Source organism: Mesorhizobium sp. M0854, assembly GCF_040319815.1.
Lineage (GTDB): Bacteria > Pseudomonadota > Alphaproteobacteria > Rhizobiales > Rhizobiaceae > Mesorhizobium.
Genome location: NZ_JAMYOL010000010.1, coordinates 126,268 through 143,170 on the forward strand (window position 1 = coordinate 126,268; position 16,903 = coordinate 143,170).

General features: G+C 62.9%; 18 protein-coding genes and 1 tRNA gene. 8 read left to right on the forward strand and 11 right to left on the reverse strand.

The window, feature by feature from the left end; translation table 11 throughout:
• The first annotated feature begins 1 nt into the window (after position 1).
• Positions 2-640: an NrsF family protein gene (locus NKH99_RS17735; protein ID WP_352831671.1), complete on the forward strand. Its 639-nt coding sequence runs from the start codon at positions 2-4 to the stop codon at positions 638-640.
• 8 nt (positions 641-648) lie between these two features.
• Here the strand turns inward: NKH99_RS17735 and NKH99_RS17740 are convergent, their stop codons facing one another.
• From NKH99_RS17740 to NKH99_RS17770, 7 genes are all read right to left on the reverse strand, one after another.
• Entirely contained in the window at positions 649-1,527 is an 879-nt protein-coding gene (locus tag NKH99_RS17740; RefSeq protein ID WP_023677945.1) for a 3-hydroxybutyryl-CoA dehydrogenase, read from the reverse strand.
• Positions 1,528-1,641: 114 nt separating this feature from the next.
• Entirely contained in the window at positions 1,642-2,571 is a 930-nt protein-coding gene (locus tag NKH99_RS17745) for an electron transfer flavoprotein subunit alpha/FixB family protein (protein ID WP_352831673.1), read from the reverse strand.
• Positions 2,572-2,727: 156 nt separating this feature from the next.
• A complete protein-coding gene (locus NKH99_RS17750; RefSeq protein WP_352615988.1) occupies positions 2,728-3,477 on the reverse strand; it encodes an electron transfer flavoprotein subunit beta/FixA family protein in 750 nt (249 codons plus the stop codon).
• Positions 3,478-3,685: 208 nt separating this feature from the next.
• Entirely contained in the window at positions 3,686-4,489 is an 804-nt protein-coding gene (locus NKH99_RS17755) for a rhomboid family intramembrane serine protease (protein WP_353014834.1), read from the reverse strand.
• A gap of 25 nt (positions 4,490-4,514) precedes the next feature.
• Positions 4,515-5,096, reverse strand: coding sequence for a cob(I)yrinic acid a,c-diamide adenosyltransferase (locus tag NKH99_RS17760; protein ID WP_352615986.1), 582 nt, complete (start codon positions 5,094-5,096; stop codon positions 4,515-4,517).
• Positions 5,097-5,121: 25 nt separating this feature from the next.
• Positions 5,122-5,313 (reverse strand): twin transmembrane helix small protein, encoded by a 192-nt coding sequence (locus NKH99_RS17765; protein WP_023677950.1) that lies wholly within the window; start codon positions 5,311-5,313, stop codon positions 5,122-5,124.
• A 23-nt stretch (positions 5,314-5,336) separates the two neighbouring features.
• Positions 5,337-6,203 (reverse strand): SDR family oxidoreductase, encoded by an 867-nt coding sequence (locus NKH99_RS17770; RefSeq protein ID WP_352471390.1) that lies wholly within the window; start codon positions 6,201-6,203, stop codon positions 5,337-5,339.
• Positions 6,204-6,260: 57 nt separating this feature from the next.
• Between NKH99_RS17770 and NKH99_RS17775 the strand changes: the two genes are divergently transcribed.
• The gene (locus tag NKH99_RS17775; protein ID WP_292656768.1) at positions 6,261-7,115 is read left to right on the forward strand and encodes a YihY/virulence factor BrkB family protein; all 855 of its coding nucleotides are present in this window, start codon (positions 6,261-6,263) and stop codon (positions 7,113-7,115) included.
• Here the strand turns inward: NKH99_RS17775 and NKH99_RS17780 are convergent.
• Entirely contained in the window at positions 7,082-7,972 is an 891-nt protein-coding gene (locus tag NKH99_RS17780; protein WP_352816656.1) for a DMT family transporter, read from the reverse strand. The two genes, NKH99_RS17775 and NKH99_RS17780, sit on opposite strands and share 34 nt — an antisense overlap.
• 127 nt (positions 7,973-8,099) lie before the next feature.
• Entirely contained in the window at positions 8,100-8,975 is an 876-nt protein-coding gene (gluQRS, locus tag NKH99_RS17785) for a tRNA glutamyl-Q(34) synthetase GluQRS (RefSeq protein ID WP_353014835.1), read from the reverse strand.
• 121 nt (positions 8,976-9,096) lie between these two features.
• Here gluQRS and NKH99_RS17790 point away from each other — a divergent pair, with 121 nt between their 5' ends.
• On the forward strand, positions 9,097-9,738 hold the full coding sequence (locus NKH99_RS17790; RefSeq protein WP_352471385.1) for a DNA-3-methyladenine glycosylase family protein: 642 nt from the start codon (positions 9,097-9,099) through the stop codon (positions 9,736-9,738).
• A 129-nt stretch (positions 9,739-9,867) separates the two neighbouring features.
• Positions 9,868-10,425, forward strand: a complete 558-nt coding sequence (locus NKH99_RS17795) for an HNH endonuclease (protein WP_023677956.1) — start codon at positions 9,868-9,870, stop codon at positions 10,423-10,425.
• A gap of 151 nt (positions 10,426-10,576) precedes the next feature.
• Here the strand turns inward: NKH99_RS17795 and NKH99_RS17800 are convergent, their stop codons facing one another.
• Both NKH99_RS17800 and NKH99_RS17805 read right to left on the reverse strand, forming a co-directional pair.
• On the reverse strand, positions 10,577-11,095 hold the full coding sequence (locus tag NKH99_RS17800) for a disulfide bond formation protein B (protein WP_352769943.1): 519 nt from the start codon (positions 11,093-11,095) through the stop codon (positions 10,577-10,579).
• 29 nt (positions 11,096-11,124) lie between these two features.
• Complete coding sequence (locus tag NKH99_RS17805; RefSeq protein WP_023677958.1) at positions 11,125-11,712, reverse strand: YqaA family protein; 588 nt, start codon at positions 11,710-11,712, stop codon at positions 11,125-11,127.
• A gap of 456 nt (positions 11,713-12,168) precedes the next feature.
• Here NKH99_RS17805 and NKH99_RS17810 point away from each other — a divergent pair.
• From NKH99_RS17810 to NKH99_RS17825, 4 genes are all read left to right on the forward strand, one after another.
• Positions 12,169-12,253: transfer RNA gene (locus NKH99_RS17810), tRNA-Leu, on the forward strand.
• Positions 12,254-12,894: 641 nt separating this feature from the next.
• Positions 12,895-14,334: an NAD(P)-binding domain-containing protein gene (locus NKH99_RS17815; RefSeq protein WP_353014836.1), complete on the forward strand. Its 1,440-nt coding sequence runs from the start codon at positions 12,895-12,897 to the stop codon at positions 14,332-14,334.
• 24 nt (positions 14,335-14,358) lie between these two features.
• Positions 14,359-15,534: an acyl-CoA dehydrogenase family protein gene (locus tag NKH99_RS17820; RefSeq protein WP_352540175.1), complete on the forward strand. Its 1,176-nt coding sequence runs from the start codon at positions 14,359-14,361 to the stop codon at positions 15,532-15,534.
• A gap of 13 nt (positions 15,535-15,547) precedes the next feature.
• Positions 15,548-16,903: an LLM class flavin-dependent oxidoreductase gene (locus NKH99_RS17825; RefSeq protein ID WP_353014838.1), complete on the forward strand. Its 1,356-nt coding sequence runs from the start codon at positions 15,548-15,550 to the stop codon at positions 16,901-16,903.

Genomic DNA, 16,903 nt, shown 5'->3' on the forward strand with positions numbered 1-16,903 from the left:
CATGAGGACCGAAGATTTCATCAAGGCGCTTGACGCCGATGCCCGCAGCAAGGCGCTGCCGCTAGGCACCGCCTGGTGGCTTGCCGCCGGCGCGGCCATCGTGATCGCGGCCGCGGTTTTCTGGCTGACGATCGGCCCGCGCCCCGACATTGCGATCGCCATGCACACGATGCGGTTCCTGTCCAAATTCGTCTTCACGATTGCTCTTGCCGCCAGCGCCTTTGTCCTGGTGCGTGGGCTGTCGACGCCCGGTGCATCGACCGGCCGGGCGGTGAGCTGGATGGTCGCCGCGCCGCTGCTGGTGATTGTGGCTGTGATTCTCGAACTCTTCGCCGTGCCTGCGTCCGACTGGGGCACGCGCCTGGTCGGCACGAACATGGTCATCTGCCTGACCTTCATTCCGTTGATCGGGATCGGCCCGCTTGCCGTCTTTCTCGCGGTGCTGCGCCATGGCGCGCCGACAAGGCCGGTGCTTGCCGGTGCGGCCGCGGGCCTGCTTGCCGGCGGGCTGGCGGCGACCTTCTATGCGGCTCATTGCTTTGACGATTCGCCGCTTTTCGTCGGCACCTGGTATACGATCGCGGTCGCCATCCTTGCCGTGCTCGGGGCGCTCGGCGGACGATTTTTTGTGCGCTGGTAGCGAGGCGATCAGCGTGTCGGAACGGGATGCTCGCCGCGATAGTCGTAGAAGCCGCGCCCGGTCTTGCGGCCGAGCCAGCCGGCCTCGACATATTTGACCAGCAGCGGGCAGGGGCGGTATTTCGAATCCGACAGCCCGTCATGCAGCACCTGCATGATCGACAGGCAGGTATCGAGCCCGATGAAATCGGCAAGCTGCAGCGGCCCCATCGGATGGTTGGCGCCGAGCTTCATGGCGGTATCGATGGCGTCGACCGAGCCGACACCTTCATAGAGCGTGTAGATCGCCTCGTTGATCATCGGCAGCAGGATGCGGTTGACGATGAAGGCCGGGAAATCCTCCGAGACGGTGATCGTCTTGTCGAGCTGCTTCACATAGGTTTTTGCCGCCTCGAAGGTCTGGTCCTCGGTGGCGATGCCGCGCACCAGTTCGACCAGCTTCATCACCGGAACCGGATTCATGAAATGTATGCCGATGAAGCGTTCCGGCCGGTCGGTCTGCGAAGCCAGCCGTGTGATCGAGATCGATGACGTGTTCGTCGCCAGGATGGCCTCGGGGTTGAGCTGCGGGCAGAGCTGGGCATAGATCTTGCGCTTGACCGTCTCGTCCTCGGTCGCTGCTTCGATCACCAGATCGGCGCCCGCAAGGTCGGCCATGGCCGGTGCCGCCGAAATGCGCGCCATCGCCTCATTGCGCAGCTTTTCCTCGAGTTTGCCGGAGCCGACCTGACGGGCCATGTTGCCGCTGATCGTAGCGATGCCCTTTTCGATGCGGTCGGGCGAAATATCGTAAACCAGCACCTTATAGCCCGCCAGCGCCGACACATGGGCGATGCCGCCACCCATCTGGCCCGCGCCGATGATGCCGATCGTCTCGATCTTGCTCATTACCCGATCCCGTCGAGGCCTTTGCGGCCCGTTTTTTGTGCAGTGCAAACTAAAAGGGCGGGGCGACTTCGTCTACCCCACCCCTCAGAATTTAATACGCTTTGGCAGAAGGCGTCAAAGCGCCTTTTGCAGTTCCGGCAGAATGACGAAGAGATCGCCGACGAGACCGTAGTCGGCGACCTGGAAGATCGGCGCTTCCTCGTCCTTGTTGATGGCAACGATCACCTTCGAATCCTTCATGCCGGCAAGGTGCTGGATGGCACCGGAGATGCCGACGGCAATATAAAGGTCGGGCGCTACCACCTTGCCGGTCTGGCCGACCTGCCAGTCGTTCGGCGCATAGCCGGCATCGACGGCGGCGCGAGATGCGCCAACCGCCGCACCGAGCTTGTCGGCGACCGGCAGGATGACCTCCTGGAACTTCTCGGAGGAGCCCAGCGCACGGCCGCCCGAGATGATGATCTTGGCCGAGGTCAGCTCTGGACGGTCGGTCTCGGAGAGCTTGTTCTCGACAAAGCTCGACAGGCCGGGATTGGCCGCCGCCTGGACCGTCTCGACCGACGCGGAACCGCCCTCGGGCGCTGCCTGGAAGGAAGCGGTACGCACCGTGATGACCTTCTTGGCGTCACTGGACTGCACCGTCTGGATGGCGTTGCCGGCATAGATCGGGCGCTTGAAGGTGTCGGGCGACACGACTTCGATGATTTCAGATATCTGGGCGACATCGAGCAGCGCCGCCACGCGGGGCGCGACGTTCTTGCCCGACGAGGTCGCCGGCGCGATGATCGTCTCGTATGGCTCAGCAAGCGAAACGACGAGTGCCGCCAGCGGTTCGGCGAGACGCTCGGTCAGTTCGTCGGCGTCGGCGAGCAGCACCTTGGTGACGCCCTTGAGCTTGGCGGCGGCGTCCGCTGCCGGCTTGGCACCTTTGCCGGCAACCAGCACATGCACGTCCGAACCGATCTGCAGCGCCGCCGAAAGCGCCTTGGCGGTCTGGTCGGAAAGCGCAGCGTTGTCGTGTTCGGCAATCAGAAGAATAGCCATGATGTTTTCCTGACTTTCGTCTTCGAGGCTCCTGAAATCCGGTCAGGCCGAGTCGAAAACGGTTGGTTTCGAGAACCGGAGCGGAGCGTACTTCAGTACGTGAGCACCGGAAGCGGAGAAACCGGCCGTTTGCAGGCCGGGCCTCATCGGATTTCCTTAGAGCACGCCGGCTTCGTTCTTCAGCTTGTCTACCAGTTCGGCGACGCTCTTGACCTTGACGCCCGCCTTGCGGCCGCCCGGCTCCTCGGTCTTGAGCACTTTAAGCCGCGGCTTGACGTCGGCGCCGTAATCGGCAGGGCTCTTCTCGTCGAGCGGCTTCTTCTTGGCCTTCATGATGTTGGGCAGAGACGCGTAGCGTGGCTGGTTCAGCCGCAAATCGGCCGTGACGATCGCCGGCATCTTCAGTTCCAGCGTCTGCAGGCCGCCATCGACCTCGCGCGTCACCGTGGCCTTGTCACCGTCGAGCACGATCTTGGAGGCGAAGGTGCCCTGCGCCCAGCCGAGAAGTGCGGCCAGCATCTGGCCGGTCTGGTTGGAATCGTCGTCGATCGCCTGCTTGCCGAGAATGACAAGGCCGGGCTGTTCTGCCTCGACGACGCCCTTCAGCACCTTGGCGACGCCCAGCGGCTCAGTCTGCTCGTCGGTCTTGACCAGGATGGCGCGGTCGGCGCCCATGGCGAGCGCCGTGCGCAAGGTCTCCTGTGCCTGCTGCGGCCCGATCGACACGACGATGATCTCTTCGGCCTTGCCAGCTTCCTTCAGCCGGATCGCCTCTTCGACCGCGATCTCGTCGAACGGGTTCATCGCCATCTTGACGTTGGCGAGTTCCACCGCCGAACCGTCCGCCTTCACCCGGACCTTGACGTTCGCATCCACAACCCGCTTCACGGGCACAAGGATCTTCATTTGCCTGTCACCTCTTTCACGATAGTCTCTTCACGCTCGTCGGGCGCGCTATAGCAGCGTGCACCTCTTCCTAGTTGTCGAAAGCCGACATTCCGGACGGAATTCTGGTCTTCGCCACGCCAGTAGGGTGGCGCTTCCGTAGTTGCGGCGACCCCGCGCGTCAATATCCGGGGCGCACTCGGATCCTCTGCGAAGCACTCAAATCGGTTCAGTCCGGACCGGAAACTGTCCCCCGGCCCCAGCGCGGCGCCGGCTGCGCAGGTTGTGGGTCGCTTGGCGCCGGCTCCACGGCTACGGGCGCCGGACCGGCGACCACGGCCGGCTCCTCGTCTGCGCCGGCGAGTAGCGGTACGCCGCGGCTGCGCAAGACAAGCACCAGCACGGCTCCAGCGATGATGCCGCCGATATGGCAGGCCCAGGAAACCTGATCCTCGCCCCCCAGGGCGAACATGAAGATCTGGAAAAGGATCCACAGGATCAGCGGGATGAAGGCCGGAATGCGCAACGGGATGCGCGCGAAGACCAGCACCCATACCTTCACCCGCGGATAAAGGATCAGATAGGCGGCGACCACACCGGCGATAGCGCCCGACGCGCCAATCAGCGGCACCCGCGAATCCCAGGCAACCAGACCCTGGAGGAAAGCGCCGGCGATGGCGCAAAGCAGGTAGAAGACGAGGTAGCGGACATGGCCAAGTGCATCCTCGACATTGTCGCCGAACACCCACAGGAACAGCATGTTGCCGCAGAGGTGGAAGATATCCGCGTGCAGGAAGGAATAGGTCAGATAGCTCAGGCTCTCCGGAATGACGACAAATTGCGGAGCGAGCTCGACGCTGTCATGCACAACCGACGGGATGAAACCGAGGCCCATCACCGCGGCGTTGGCGAAATCCTCGCCGCCCAATGTGGTGACAAAGTAGATCAGCACGTTGAGCGCGATCAGGCTGATCGTCACATATTGCAGCTTGATGTGCCGCAGCCGGTTGGTGTCATAAAGCGGGATAAACATCAGGCCTCTCCCGGTTCCGGCAGATTCAGCGGTTCTTGCCGGGAACCCATAGCACGTCGGCATTTCCGTTGTCATTGACCGCGCGTGCGGCGACGAACAGAAAGTCCGAGACACGGTTGATGTATCTTATCGCCTCGCGGTTGACGTGCTCGTCTGGATCTTGCGACAGCGCAACCATGATGCGCTCGGCGCGGCGGGCCACCGTGCGGGCGAGGTGAAGGGCAGCCGCTGCCGGCGTACCGCCGTTGAGCACGAAGGATTTGAGCGGCTCAAGGTCCTTGTTGAGGAGATCGATGTCCTGTTCGACGCGGTCGGTCTGCGAGGCGATGATGCGCAACGGCTCGTAGTCGAGCGGCTTGCCATTATTGGGGACTGCCAGATCGGCGCCGAGGTCGAAAAGGTCGTTCTGGATGCGGCCGAGCATCGCATCGATCGCCGGATTTACTGCCGCGGTATGAATGCGGGCCATGCCGATGCAGGCATTGGCCTCGTCGACCGTGCCGTAGGCGTCGATGCGAAGGTCGGATTTCAGCCGCCGCTCGCCGGAGCCGAGACCGGTGGTGCCATCGTCGCCAGTGCGGGTGTAGATCTTGTTGAGCTTGACCACGGGGTACCTCCCGGCTGGTGCTGCGTCACTTACGGGTGAAATACACCGCCAGCATGATCAGCACCAAGGCCACGAACTGCAAGAGCACGCGCGTCTGCATCAGCTTGTTGGAGGTCATGCTGGAGCCGCCGCGCATCATGTTGATGAGGCCGCGGATCAGCACGATCACCACTGCGACCATGACAAGAACGGCGAGGATGTTGAAGACGGTTGCCATGGTGTGTTCCAGTTGAATTGCGTTCAGGCGCGATTGGCGAGCAGACGGTAGAGTGCAGAAGCCGGCAGGATGCGTTTAAGGATCACACCGATCCTGGCCGGCACTGTTACCACATAATGCGGGCGCGGGCGCCGCGACAGAAGCGCATGGTGCAAGGCGGCATAAACCACCTCCGCCCCGGGCTTCAGCCGCGATGTGCTGCCGCCGGCCCGCAGCCGTTTGAGTTGCGCCGCATAGGCGAGGCGATGAACGGAATTCTCGTGATCGATATTCGCCAGGAACCATGCGAGGCTGTTGCTGGCGATCTTCGATTTCACCGGCCCCGGCTCGATCAGCGAAACATGGATGCCGCTACCCCGGAGTTCTTGATAGAGGGACAGCATCAGCCCTTCGATAGCGTGCTTCGATGCCGAGTAGGCGCCGCGAAAAGGCACCGGCGCGAGGCCGAGGATCGATGAGCAATGAACGAGACGACCATGGCCCTGACGGCGCATCACCGGTACGACGCGGCGAGTGAGATCATGCCAGCCAAAGACATTGGCCTCGAACTGCTGCCGTAAAGCCTCGACCGGCAGGTCCTCGACGGCGCCGGGTTGTCCGTAGGCGCCATTGTTGAAGAGCGCACCGAGCCGGCCGCCGGTCCGTTCCAGCACCGACGCCACCAGCGCCTCGATCGATCCGGGCTCGGTGTAGTCCAGATAAAAGGCCTCGATGCCGTCGGCCTCGAGCGCGGCGATATCTTCGGGCTTTCGGGCCGTTGCGAACACCCGCCAGCCTTCCCTCTTAAGAGCATGGGCGCAATAGGCGCCTATGCCGGAAGAGGCACCTGTGACAATGATGGTGCGCAACTCTTCTCCGGGAGGAATGGTGGTTTGACCTAGGGTTGTCATTTACCGCAAACCCTTCCCATATTCGCGGCGTCGGGACAATCGAAGGGAACGCGGTTCTTGTTGCGGAAGATCGTAGCCCTCAAACGCGTTCTCTACGACGCGCTCGGCCATTTCAACACCGACGACGGCTGGGCAATGGCCAGCCATCTGGCGATCACCGCGCTGATGGCGCTTTTTCCTTTCCTGATCTTCGCTACGACGCTGGCGAGTTTTTTCGGCGCGCAGGCTTTCGCCGACACCGCCGTGCACCTTGTGTTCGACACATGGCCCGAGCAGATCGCCAAACCGATCGCGCGCGAGGTGCTCAACGTGCTTACCGTCCGGCGCAGTGACCTGTTGACCTACGGTATCGTGCTTGCCGGATATTTCGCCTCGAACGGCATCGAGGCGCTGCGCACCTCGCTCAACCGGGCCTATCGTGTCTCGGAAACGCGCGGCATCATCTACCGGCGGGTGCAGAGCATCATCTTCGTGCTGATCGCGACGGCCGGGTTTTTGGCCATCAGCGTGCTGCTGGTCTTCGCGCCGTTGCTGGCACGGCTGGCCGAGTCGCATTTCGAATGGATAAAACCTTATATGGGCACGATCACGCTGTGGCGGTACGTCATCGCCTCGGTCGTCATCATCGGCGGCCTGTTCGCCGTGCATTTCTGGTTGCCGGCCGGCAAGCGCCGCTTCGTTTCGATCGTGCCTGGCATCATCTTCACGCTGGTCGGCTGGCTCATCGGGTCGACCATCTTCGCCGCCTATCTCGATCATTTCTCGTCCTATGTGACGACCTATGCCGGCCTCGCCTCGATCATGATCGCCGTCGTCTTCCTCTACATCGTATCAGCGATCTTCATCCTCGGTGGCGAGCTCAACGCCGCGATCAGCCGCTATTTAGAGGCGCGTGCCCGCGTCGGCGGCTGAGCCGTCGCCAGCCCGACGCCGAGCGTCGCGATCGCCATGCCGGCGATCTGGAGCGGGCTCAAGTGCTCACCGAACAATGCCCAGGCGATGACCGCGGTGACGGCCGGCACGAGGTAAAACAGCGAGGCGACCTTCGACATTTCGCCGTCGCGGATCATCACCATCAACAGGAAGATGGCGCCGATCGACAGCACCAGCACGAGCCAGGCCATGGCGAAGATCAGTTCGCCATTGACGATGACCGTTCGCGTCTCGAAGGCTAGCGAGGCCAAGGCCATTACAGATGCGCCGCCGACATATTGCCAGAACGTGGCAGCCACCAGATCGCCGCCGGAAGCAAAGCGCTTCTGCCAGATCGTGCCGGCGCTCATGCCGAGCACCGAGACAAGTGAGGCGCCCACCGTCTCGGCCGTCACCCCGCCGCCGAGCGCGCCGAGCTTCGGCCAGAGCACGATCACCACACCGATCAGCCCGAGGCCGAGACCGGCCCAGTGGCGCGGCAGGATGGCCTCGCCGAGAAGCCTGCCGGCGAGCACTGCCGTGATCAGCGGCTGCAGGCCGACGATCAGGGCTGAAAGCCCGGCGGGCATGCCCCGGTGGATGGCCCAGAACACGCCGCCGAGATAGACGCCATGCATCAGGATGCCGGCGCCGGTCGCGTGCAGCGCCTCGTCGCGGGTGGCACGGCTCGAACCAAGCGCGGCCATCAAAGCGACAAGCAGGATTGCGGCCAGGACAAAGCGCGCGGCCAGGAAGGTAAAGGGCTCCGCCCACGGCATGGCATAGCGCGCGCCGATGAAGCCGGTCGCCCACAGGACGACGAAAGAGGCGGGGATGAACCGCTTGAGGCTGTGCATTTTTCCGGAGGCCACGCGTCGGTGAGGACTGATTGTCGCGCTTGCTCTAATGCCGTTCCGAGCGGAAGGCAAAACCAAACCGTTGATCCATAGGCTCATTTCCATTCAAGGAATGCCTTTGGCGCCGCTAGAGACCGACCAGCCGCCTCACATCGTCCGGCGATGCGCCCGTCTTACGCTGGGCGGCAAGGCCGGTATCGCCAAGACTCTTCGACAGTTTTCGTCCGTCCGGGCCGAGGATCAGGCGATGGTGAAAATAGGCCGGCTGCGGCAGGCCAAGCAGTTGCTGAAGCAGCCGCTGCACGCTGGTCGCGGAATAGAGATCCTGGCCGCGCACGACATGGCTGACGCCCTGCAGCGCGTCGTCCATGGTGACGGCGAGGTGATAACTGGTCGGGATTTCGCGGCGCGCCACGACCACGTCGCCCCAATCCTGCGGATGGGCTTCGACACGACGCGTCGCGGAGAGCGTCTCGTCCGTGTGTTCGGCCCATGACAGGTCCTTGCCGGCGCGCGCTATTGCCGCATCGACGTCTAGCCGCCAGGCAAATGGCACATTTTCGGCGGCGCGCCGCTTGCGTTCGCTCGCCGTCAACGCCTTGTCGGCGGCGGGATAGAGCGGCACGCCGTCCGGGTCGCGCGGCCAGTCGCGGCCACGCTTCTCGCTGTCGGCGATAAAGGCGCGGATCTCACTTCTGCTCATGAAGGCCGGGTAGACAAGTTCTTCCTTGATCAGCCGCTCGAGCATCGCCCGATATTCGGCAAAATGTTCGGACTGGCGGCGCACCGGTTCCTCCCAGCCAAGCCCCAGCCATTTCAGGTCGCGAAAAATGCCTGCCTCGAATTCCGGCGTGCAGCGCGTCGTGTCGATATCCTCGATGCGCAGCAGCAGGCGTCCGCCCGTCGCCTTTGCCAATTTCTGATTGAGCAGCGCCGAATAGGCATGGCCGAGATGCAGTTCGCCGTTCGGGCTCGGCGCGAAGCGGAATGTCAGCAGTGTCATTGTCCGGCGGCAATCGGGTTGTGTGGCGCTTTCGCCAATTGCTACTTTGCGCCGGTGGCGTCGCGCGTCCAGAGGGACACGTGACGAAGCGTGCGGCACTTTTGATTTTGGAACAAGCAGTATGCAACGCATCGCCAGTCTCGACGACATTGCGCAAGGGCTGGATAGGCTATGCTTACTCGACCCACGCCTGGAAAGAGTGCGCGGCATGGCCGGCGAGGTGCCGCTCAGGCTATCGGAGCCGGGGTTCAGGAGCCTTGCTTCCATCGTCGTTTCGCAACAAGTGTCCCGCGCGAGCGCCGACGCCATCTTCGGCCGGCTGACGAGACTGCTCGATCCGCTGACGCCGCAGGCGATACTTGCCGCCGACGAGGTGATCTTTCGCGAGGCCGGGCTGTCGCGACCCAAGCAGCGCGGCCTGCTTGCCGTCGCCCGGGCGGTGGCCGACGGGCTCGACCTCGATCACCTCTGCCGGCTCGATGCAAGCGAGGCGATCGCGGCCATGACCAGGGTGCCGGGGATCGGCCCGTGGACGGCTGAAGTCTACCTTTTGTTTGCCGCCGGACACCCGGACATCTTTCCGGCGCGCGACGTTGCACTGCAGAGCGCGGTCGGCCATGCACTAGGCATCGACCCGCGTCCGCCGGAGAAAATGCTGATCCGGCTTGCCGAATCATGGAGCCCGTGGCGCGGTGTCGCATCGCGGCTTTTCTGGGCTTATTATCGCGAATTGAAGGGCAGGGATGCCGCGCCTCCGGCCTGAATCCGCAAAAAAGCATTGAAATCATGCGTTTTTGAGACCCGGCATGATCGACAATCCGCTTCACATCCCTGTCATGTCGGGCTTACAGTATCCGCGTCGACCGGTTCTAGGGTGAAGGAGGTCAACGACGTGACGGTTGCCGTATCTCCGGATGGGCTTCCAGCGCTGGTGCTGAACGCGGATTACCGTCCGCTCAGCTATTACCCCCTGTCGCTCTGGTCCTGGCAGGATGCCATCAAGGCGGTGTTCCTCGAGAGGGTGAACATCGTCGCCGAATACGAACACGCCGTCTCTTCACCGACCTTTTCGATGAAGCTGCCGAGCGTCGTCAGCCTGAAGGCTTACGTCAAGCCGTCGAGGCATCCGGCGTTTACCCGTTTCAACGTCTTCCTGCGTGACCGTTTCCAATGCCAATATTGCGGCACGCCGGACGATCTGACGTTCGACCATGTCATTCCTCGCCATCGCGGCGGCGCCACGACCTGGGAGAATGTCGTCGCTGCCTGCTCGCCCTGCAATCTGAGGAAGGGCGGCATGATGCCGGCCCACGCCAAGATGTGGCCGCTGCAGAAGCCCTATCAGCCGACGGTGCATGATTTGCATAATAACGGCCGGCTGTTCCCGCCCAACCATCTACACGAAAGCTGGATGGATTATCTGTACTGGGATGTCGAACTCGAGCCGTGAGATCATCCGATAATTCGGGAGGCTGGCCGTCTGAAGCGATTTTCTGCGCTTCCGATGCTCACGGACCAATGTCCGCTCCGCTTCGGTTCTCGGCAATCACTCCACCCGACTCAGCCTGTCGAATTCTTGGATGATCTCGTGTCGCGCTAAATCAGTCGCGGGCGAAGGCGCTGCGGAAGGCTACGACTGCCAGGACAAAGCTGGCGATGGCATTCCAGCCGGCCAGCGACAGGCCGAGGATGCGGAGCGCCGCCTTGTCGCAGGAGGGCGGGACGAATTTGTCGAGCGCATCGAGCACGCCCTTGCCGCCGGTGTCCACCGGCCCGGCGGCTGCGGTGCAATCGGTCGGGCCTGGCCACCACGCCCATTCGACGCCGGAGTGATAAACGCCGAGATAGACGCCGTAGAGCATCAGCAGGCCGCCAATGGCCAGCAGGCCACGGCTTACCCAGGCTGGCGCCTGAAGAGCCGACGCAAGCACCGCCAGCAGCATCAAGGGCACGCCGACGTAGTAAGGCGTGCGCTGCTCGAGGCAGAGCTTGCAGGGGATGTAGCCGCCGAGATACTGGAAGGCCAGCGCCGAGCCGACCGTGGCGGCCATGGCGACAGCGAGGAACAGGGCGGTGCGCAGCCGCTGGCGTCCGGTATCGGTATTCACGGTCGCTGTCATCGGGCTCAGTCCATTCGGTTCGATGCCGTTCAGACGGCGTATTTGACGACGATATAGAGCAAAATCAGGGCGGCGGCGGCGGCGCCTGCAATCTGGCCGAGGCGCTTTTCGATGAAGTGGCGGATCGGCTCGCCATAGCGGCGCAAGAGCCACGCGAGAAACAGGAAGCGAGCACCGCGCGCCACGATTGCCAGCACGATGAACAGCAGCAAAGGAACACCGATGACGCCCGACAGGATCGTCACAACCTTGATCGGCGGCAGATGGGCGAGGCCGGAGGTGACCAGCATCAGGATGATGAAGCCGACACCCGATGAGACGCGCATCGCCTCGAACTCGTCATATTTGCCATAAAATTCGAGGATCGGCCGCGCCACCGCATCATAGGCATAATGGCCGATGAACCAGCCGGCGATGCCGCCCAGCACCGAGGCGACGGTGGCGACCAGCGCGTAACGATAGGCGCGATCCGGCCGCGACAGCGCCATCGGCAGATAGAGGACGTCGGCCGGCACCAGGAACACCGAGCTCTCGACGAAGGCGATGAAGGCCAGCCACCATTCGGCGGATTTGCTCGCCGCCAGCGACAAGGTCCAGTCGTAAAGTCCGCGAAGCATCGGCACTCCTAATGCACGCCCAAACCAGAAGCGGTCTTGGGATCACGACATGTACAAACAAGACTTGGAAGCGCCCCGCATCAACCTCGTCGGACAAGGTGCGCTTCAATGACATGCGCCGCCTCTCTAGAAAGATTTTCCGCGCTGCACAATGGCAGCTGCTTCACGAAATCGAAAGGCTGAGGCTTGAGCGAGCCCAGATGTTGGGATTTGGCCAGTTGACGAACAGGCCTCCAACCGTATAGTCCGCGCCCATCCAGGCCGCCCGGCCTGAGCCCCTATGGCGGAATTGGTAGACGCGCTCGACTCAAAATCAGGATGCGTCTACCGTCAGCCCGCAGGGTAATAGGATTGGAGGTCAATAGGTTAGGAGTTAAGGGCCGCTTAATTCTCGAACTGCCACCCTCTGCGTAGGTGCAGCATGAGAGCGTTGAGAGGTAAATGAGTTAGCGCCTTGCGGGTGTGGTGAAACTGGTAGACGCGCTGGATTCAAAATCCAGTTCCGAAAGGAGTGTCGGTTCGAGCCCGACCACCCGCACCAACTATCGGCCAACAAACTTTGAGAACGGCGGTCATTTCACCTGTCGCGCCAGAGTTCGAACGTCTCGGCCGCCCACCTCTACCAGGATACTCCGCAATGTCCGGTGATGGATGGGACAGATCAATACATAAAATCAATATGTTATGAGAGATCGTGTGCAAAAACTGCACACGAAAGGTCCGCTACTCTTCTGGTTTCGTTCCTGCGATGGAGTAGCCGACGGGCCTCTTGGGACGCCTGTTGAGTAGCTGCGCTGTCCTATCCTGCGAGGACCGTTGCTGGTGTATCCGCGATCTGCCGTCTTTCAGATGGCGGACGTCACCCATGTCGGTCGACCAAGATCAAGCTTGATCCCGCTGACCACGCGACGCCGCTGATGTGCTCGACACCAATGCCCGACTGCGTCGGCGCATTACGCGTGAGCCGTAAGAAATAAAATGACCAGTGCGCTTGAGCCCGCTGCAATATCAAAAAGATGCCCCGGCTTCAGGGAGGCCACACGCGCCGCCCATTCGTCGGCTGTGAAAGCGCGTCGTTGCAATGCAAGTGAAAAAAACTACCGGCCAATCAAAGCGAACATTTCTGGACTGTTTGCCGACCGAGGCGGAGTTTGATGAGGCTCAACTTCAGCCGGGACCGAAATGGCCTTACCGACCGATCCAGATCACCACGCCCGGGAGACGCTCCGGCTGATCGGCCCCGATCCGCAGAACTGGGTGCCGGACCGGGAAGGCATCGACCACAATGTCTTCATCGTTGGCGGTGGGCAGACGGGGGCGACCTTTGCCTTCGCGTTGAGGCGTGCCGGCATCGGCAAGGTTACTGTCGTCGACGCGGCACCGGATGAAAGCAAGGCCGGCATCTGGTTCACTCATGCACGGATGAACCGGCTGCGAACGCCAAAGGGCTTGCCGGGGCCGGAACTCGGCTTGCCGGGCTTGAGCTTTCAGTCCTGGTACGAAGCCCGCCACGGTGCGGAAGCCTATGCCGGATTCGACCGCATCGCACGGACGGATTGGGCGAACTACCTGAAATGGTATCGCGCGTTCCTCGGTATCGGCATCCGTTACGGCACGCGTCTCATTCGCATCGAGCCGGCCGGCGGGCTTTTTCGCCTCCACCTCGAAGCCGACGGCACGCCATCGGTCGAAACGGCGCGCAAGATCATTCTGGCCAATGGCTTTGGCGGCAGCGGCGGTCCAGTGATACCGGCGGTACTTGCCGCCTTGCCGCGGGGCCTTGTCGCACACAGTTCGGCGGCAATCGATTTTGCCTCGCTCAAGGGCAAGGCATTGGCTGTCGTCGGGTCGGCGGCTTCGGCATTCGATGCGGCCGGAGCTGCCCTTGAGGCCGGCGCGAAATCGGTGCGTCTCTTTGCCCGCCGCAACAGCATTGCCAGTGTGCCGATCAACCGCGTGCGCGGCTATCCCGGCGCCTATGACAATTATCCTCGGCTGCCCGATGCGGTGCGCTGGCGCCAGGCATTGCGCTTCCGCGAGGCCGGTTCAACGCCGCCGCTCGATGCGGTGGAGCGGGCGGTGCGGCACCAGAATTTTCATCTCCATCTCGGTGCCCCCTGGACAAATGCGGATGTCGAAGACGGCAAGGTCGTCACCGATATCGCAGGCGAGACGTTTGCGTTCGACTTCGTCGTCGCCGGCACCGGCTATTTCGCCGACCCGACGCGCAAGCCTGAGTTCGCCGATTTCGCCGCCACCATCCGGCTATGGCGCGACCAGTACGCGCCGCCGGAAGCAGAGCTGGATGAATTTTTCGGCGCCCATCCTTATCTCGGCCTCGGCCATGAATTTCTCGAGAAGGCGCCGGGGGAGGCGCCATTCCTGAGGAATATCCATGTCTTCAATCCCGGCGGCTTTGTCAGTTTCGGCCTGCCGATCGGCGATGTGCCGTCGATCAGGCGCGATGTGCCGGCCGTTGTCGCGCGCATCAGCCGCGATCTCTTCCTCGCCGATCTCGACAGCCATGAGAGCCGCATAACCGGGAGCCATCCGGCCGAGTTCGGCGAAGACGCCTATGCCGCTTCCGTCTCGCGGCCGGCGCAGACCATCGCGGCGGAATAGACGCATTTCCATGGACAAACGCCGATGACCTTCAGCCCTGACCTTTCCGACCCGTTCGTCGCCACGGCGGTCGAACTGCGCGAAATCTTCGATCGGGATGCCGTGGCGCGCGACAAGGCCGGCGGCCGGCCCGTCGAACAGATCCGCCTGCTGAAGGAAAGTGGTTTGCCGTCGGCGCAGATTCCCAAGCGCTATGGCGGCAAGGGCGCACCCTGGCTGTCGGTGCTTCGCGTCGTGCGCGAATTCGCCCGCACCGACGGCTCGCTCGCCCATCTCTACGGATACCATCATCTGCCGCTCAATGGCGTGCTGTTCCGTGGCACGCAGGCGCAGAGGGACCGGCTGCTGACACGCTCTGCAAGGGAGAACTGGGTCTGGGGCAATTCCGGCAACGCCATGTCGAAGACGTCGACGGCCAGGCGCAACGGCACGGGCTGGATCCTGAGCGGCTTTCGGCCGTTCTCCTCCGGTTCACACATCGCAGACTACATCCAGGTTGCCTGGGAGGACGGCCAGGATCGACTAGCGGCAGCGATCCCGGCTGACCGTGAGGGCATCGTCATCGAGGATGACTGGGATGGTGTCGGCCAGCGGCAGACCGGCAGCGGCAAAGTGACGTTCAAGGACGTGCATGTCGGCGACGACGAACTGATTGGCTCGCCCGCGGTGCCGCTGACGCCGTTCCAGACGCTGACGTCACTGTTCCAGCAGGCAGTCCTGCTCAACCTGTTCGTCGGCAGCGCGCAAGGAGCGCTGAGCGAAGGCCGGGACTATACGGTCTCGCAATCGCGCCCCTGGGTCTATTCCGGCTATGAGAAACATACCGACGATCCGTTCGTGCAACGCAAATATGGCGACCTCTATATCCGCACGCTCGCCGCGGCCGAACTGGCCGATATAGCAGCATGCAGCCTCGATGCCGCCTATGGCCAGGGCGAGGCGTTGACCCTGGAGCAGCGCGGGCAGACGGCGATCGATCTCGCCACCGCCAATGTCTACGCCGGACAAGTCGGCCTCGACGCGTCGAGCGAGGTTTTCGAGGTGATGGGCGCCCGCTCAGCCACCAAGGCCAACGGCTACGACAGGTTCTGGCGCAACGTGCGCACGCACACGCTGCACAATCCGGCCGAATACAAGAAGCGCACGATCGGCACCTGGTTGCTGACCGGGGAATTCCCGGCCGGCGGACTGTACCGCTGAGGAGGCGAAAAAAATGGCCAGGCGCAAGGACAAGCTCAAGCTGGGAGCGTTTCTGCTCTTCACCGGTCACCATGTGGCGGCCTGGCGCCATCCAGCGGCAGGCGAGGGGACCAGCCTCGGCGACTACGTCGAACTTGCCCGGCTGGCGGAAGCGGCCAAATTCGACGCGATCTTCTTTGCCGATGGCGTCGCGGCGCGGCTGAGCAACCTCGAGGCCGCCAGCCGCAAGGCGCATAGCGGCGTCTATCCGTTCGAGCCGATCACGCTGCTGTCGGCACTGTCGGCTGTGACCAGGAACATCGGCCTCATCGCCACGGCGTCGACCAGTTTTTCCGATCCCTACAATCTGGCCCGCCAGTTCGCGTCGCTCGACCATCTGAGCGGCGGGCGCGCAGGCTGGAATCTGGTCACCTCTTCCGATCCGGAGGCAGCGTTCAATTTCGGTCACGAGACGCATATCCAGCATGGCGAGCGCTACGACCGCGCCGAGGAATTCGCCGATGTCGTGCTCGGCCTGTGGGACAGCTGGGAGGATGACGCCTTCCCGCGCGACAGAGCAAGCGGGCGCTATTTCGACAAGGACAAACTGCATGTGCTGAACCACAAGGGCCAGCACTTCAAGGTGCGTGGTCCCCTGAACACGCCGCGAACGCCGCAAGGTCGTCCGGTCGTGGTCCAGGCCGGGGCGTCGGGTCCGGGCAAAGAGCTGGCGGCTCGTACCGCGGAAGCGATTTTCGCCGCGCAGATCACGCTCGACGAAGCCACCGCCTTCTATGCCGACGTCAAGGGCAGGCTCGGCAAATATGGCCGCTCGGAGGGTGACCTGAAAGTCCTGCCAGGCATTTTCCCGGTCGTCGGCCGCACCGAAGCCGAGGCGCGGGAGAAGTTCGAACAGTTGCAGGATCTCATCCAGCCGGAAGTCGGCCTCGGTCTGGTCTCGGCGCTGGCCGGCGGCTTCGACCTTAGCGCCTATCCGCTCGACGGGCCGGTGCCGGATTTGCCGGAGACCAATGCCGGCAAGAGCCGGCAAGCGCTGGTGATCGATCTGGCGTGGCGCGAGAACCTGACGATCCGGCAGCTTTATCTGCGCATCGCCGGCGCCCGCGGCCACTGGCAGGTGGTCGGCACGCCGCAACAGATCGCCGACACCATGGAAGAGCGGTTCGAGAATTACGGCGCCGACGGCTTCAACATCATGGCGCCGATCATGCCTGGCGGCCTGAAGGATTTCATCGAGCTGGTGGTGCCGGAACTGCGCCGCCGTGGCCTGTTCCGCGACGAGTATGAGGGCAGCACCTTGCGCGACAATCTCGGCCTGAAGCGGCCGGCAAACCGTTTTTCGCGGCATGCCGCGGCAGCTGCGGAATAG

Coding starts and splice junctions, on each gene's coding strand:
- NKH99_RS17825 (WP_353014838.1), top strand. CDS start 15,548: ATGGCCAGGCGCAAGGACAAGCTCAAGCTGGGAGCGTTTCTGCTCTTC.
- NKH99_RS17745 (WP_352831673.1), bottom strand. CDS start 2,571: ATGGCTATTCTTCTGATTGCCGAACACGACAACGCTGCGCTTTCCGAC.
- NKH99_RS17755 (WP_353014834.1), bottom strand. CDS start 4,489: ATGTTTATCCCGCTTTATGACACCAACCGGCTGCGGCACATCAAGCTG.
- NKH99_RS17770 (WP_352471390.1), bottom strand. CDS start 6,203: ATGACAACCCTAGGTCAAACCACCATTCCTCCCGGAGAAGAGTTGCGC.
- NKH99_RS17790 (WP_352471385.1), top strand. CDS start 9,097: ATGCAACGCATCGCCAGTCTCGACGACATTGCGCAAGGGCTGGATAGG.
- NKH99_RS17820 (WP_352540175.1), top strand. CDS start 14,359: ATGACCTTCAGCCCTGACCTTTCCGACCCGTTCGTCGCCACGGCGGTC.
- NKH99_RS17740 (WP_023677945.1), bottom strand. CDS start 1,527: ATGAGCAAGATCGAGACGATCGGCATCATCGGCGCGGGCCAGATGGGT.
- NKH99_RS17750 (WP_352615988.1), bottom strand. CDS start 3,477: ATGAAGATCCTTGTGCCCGTGAAGCGGGTTGTGGATGCGAACGTCAAG.
- NKH99_RS17735 (WP_352831671.1), top strand. CDS start 2: ATGAGGACCGAAGATTTCATCAAGGCGCTTGACGCCGATGCCCGCAGC.
- NKH99_RS17815 (WP_353014836.1), top strand. CDS start 12,895: ATGGCCTTACCGACCGATCCAGATCACCACGCCCGGGAGACGCTCCGG.
- NKH99_RS17805 (WP_023677958.1), bottom strand. CDS start 11,712: ATGCTTCGCGGACTTTACGACTGGACCTTGTCGCTGGCGGCGAGCAAA.
- NKH99_RS17765 (WP_023677950.1), bottom strand. CDS start 5,313: ATGGCAACCGTCTTCAACATCCTCGCCGTTCTTGTCATGGTCGCAGTG.
- NKH99_RS17780 (WP_352816656.1), bottom strand. CDS start 7,972: ATGCACAGCCTCAAGCGGTTCATCCCCGCCTCTTTCGTCGTCCTGTGG.
- gluQRS (WP_353014835.1), bottom strand. CDS start 8,975: ATGACACTGCTGACATTCCGCTTCGCGCCGAGCCCGAACGGCGAACTG.
- NKH99_RS17800 (WP_352769943.1), bottom strand. CDS start 11,095: ATGACAGCGACCGTGAATACCGATACCGGACGCCAGCGGCTGCGCACC.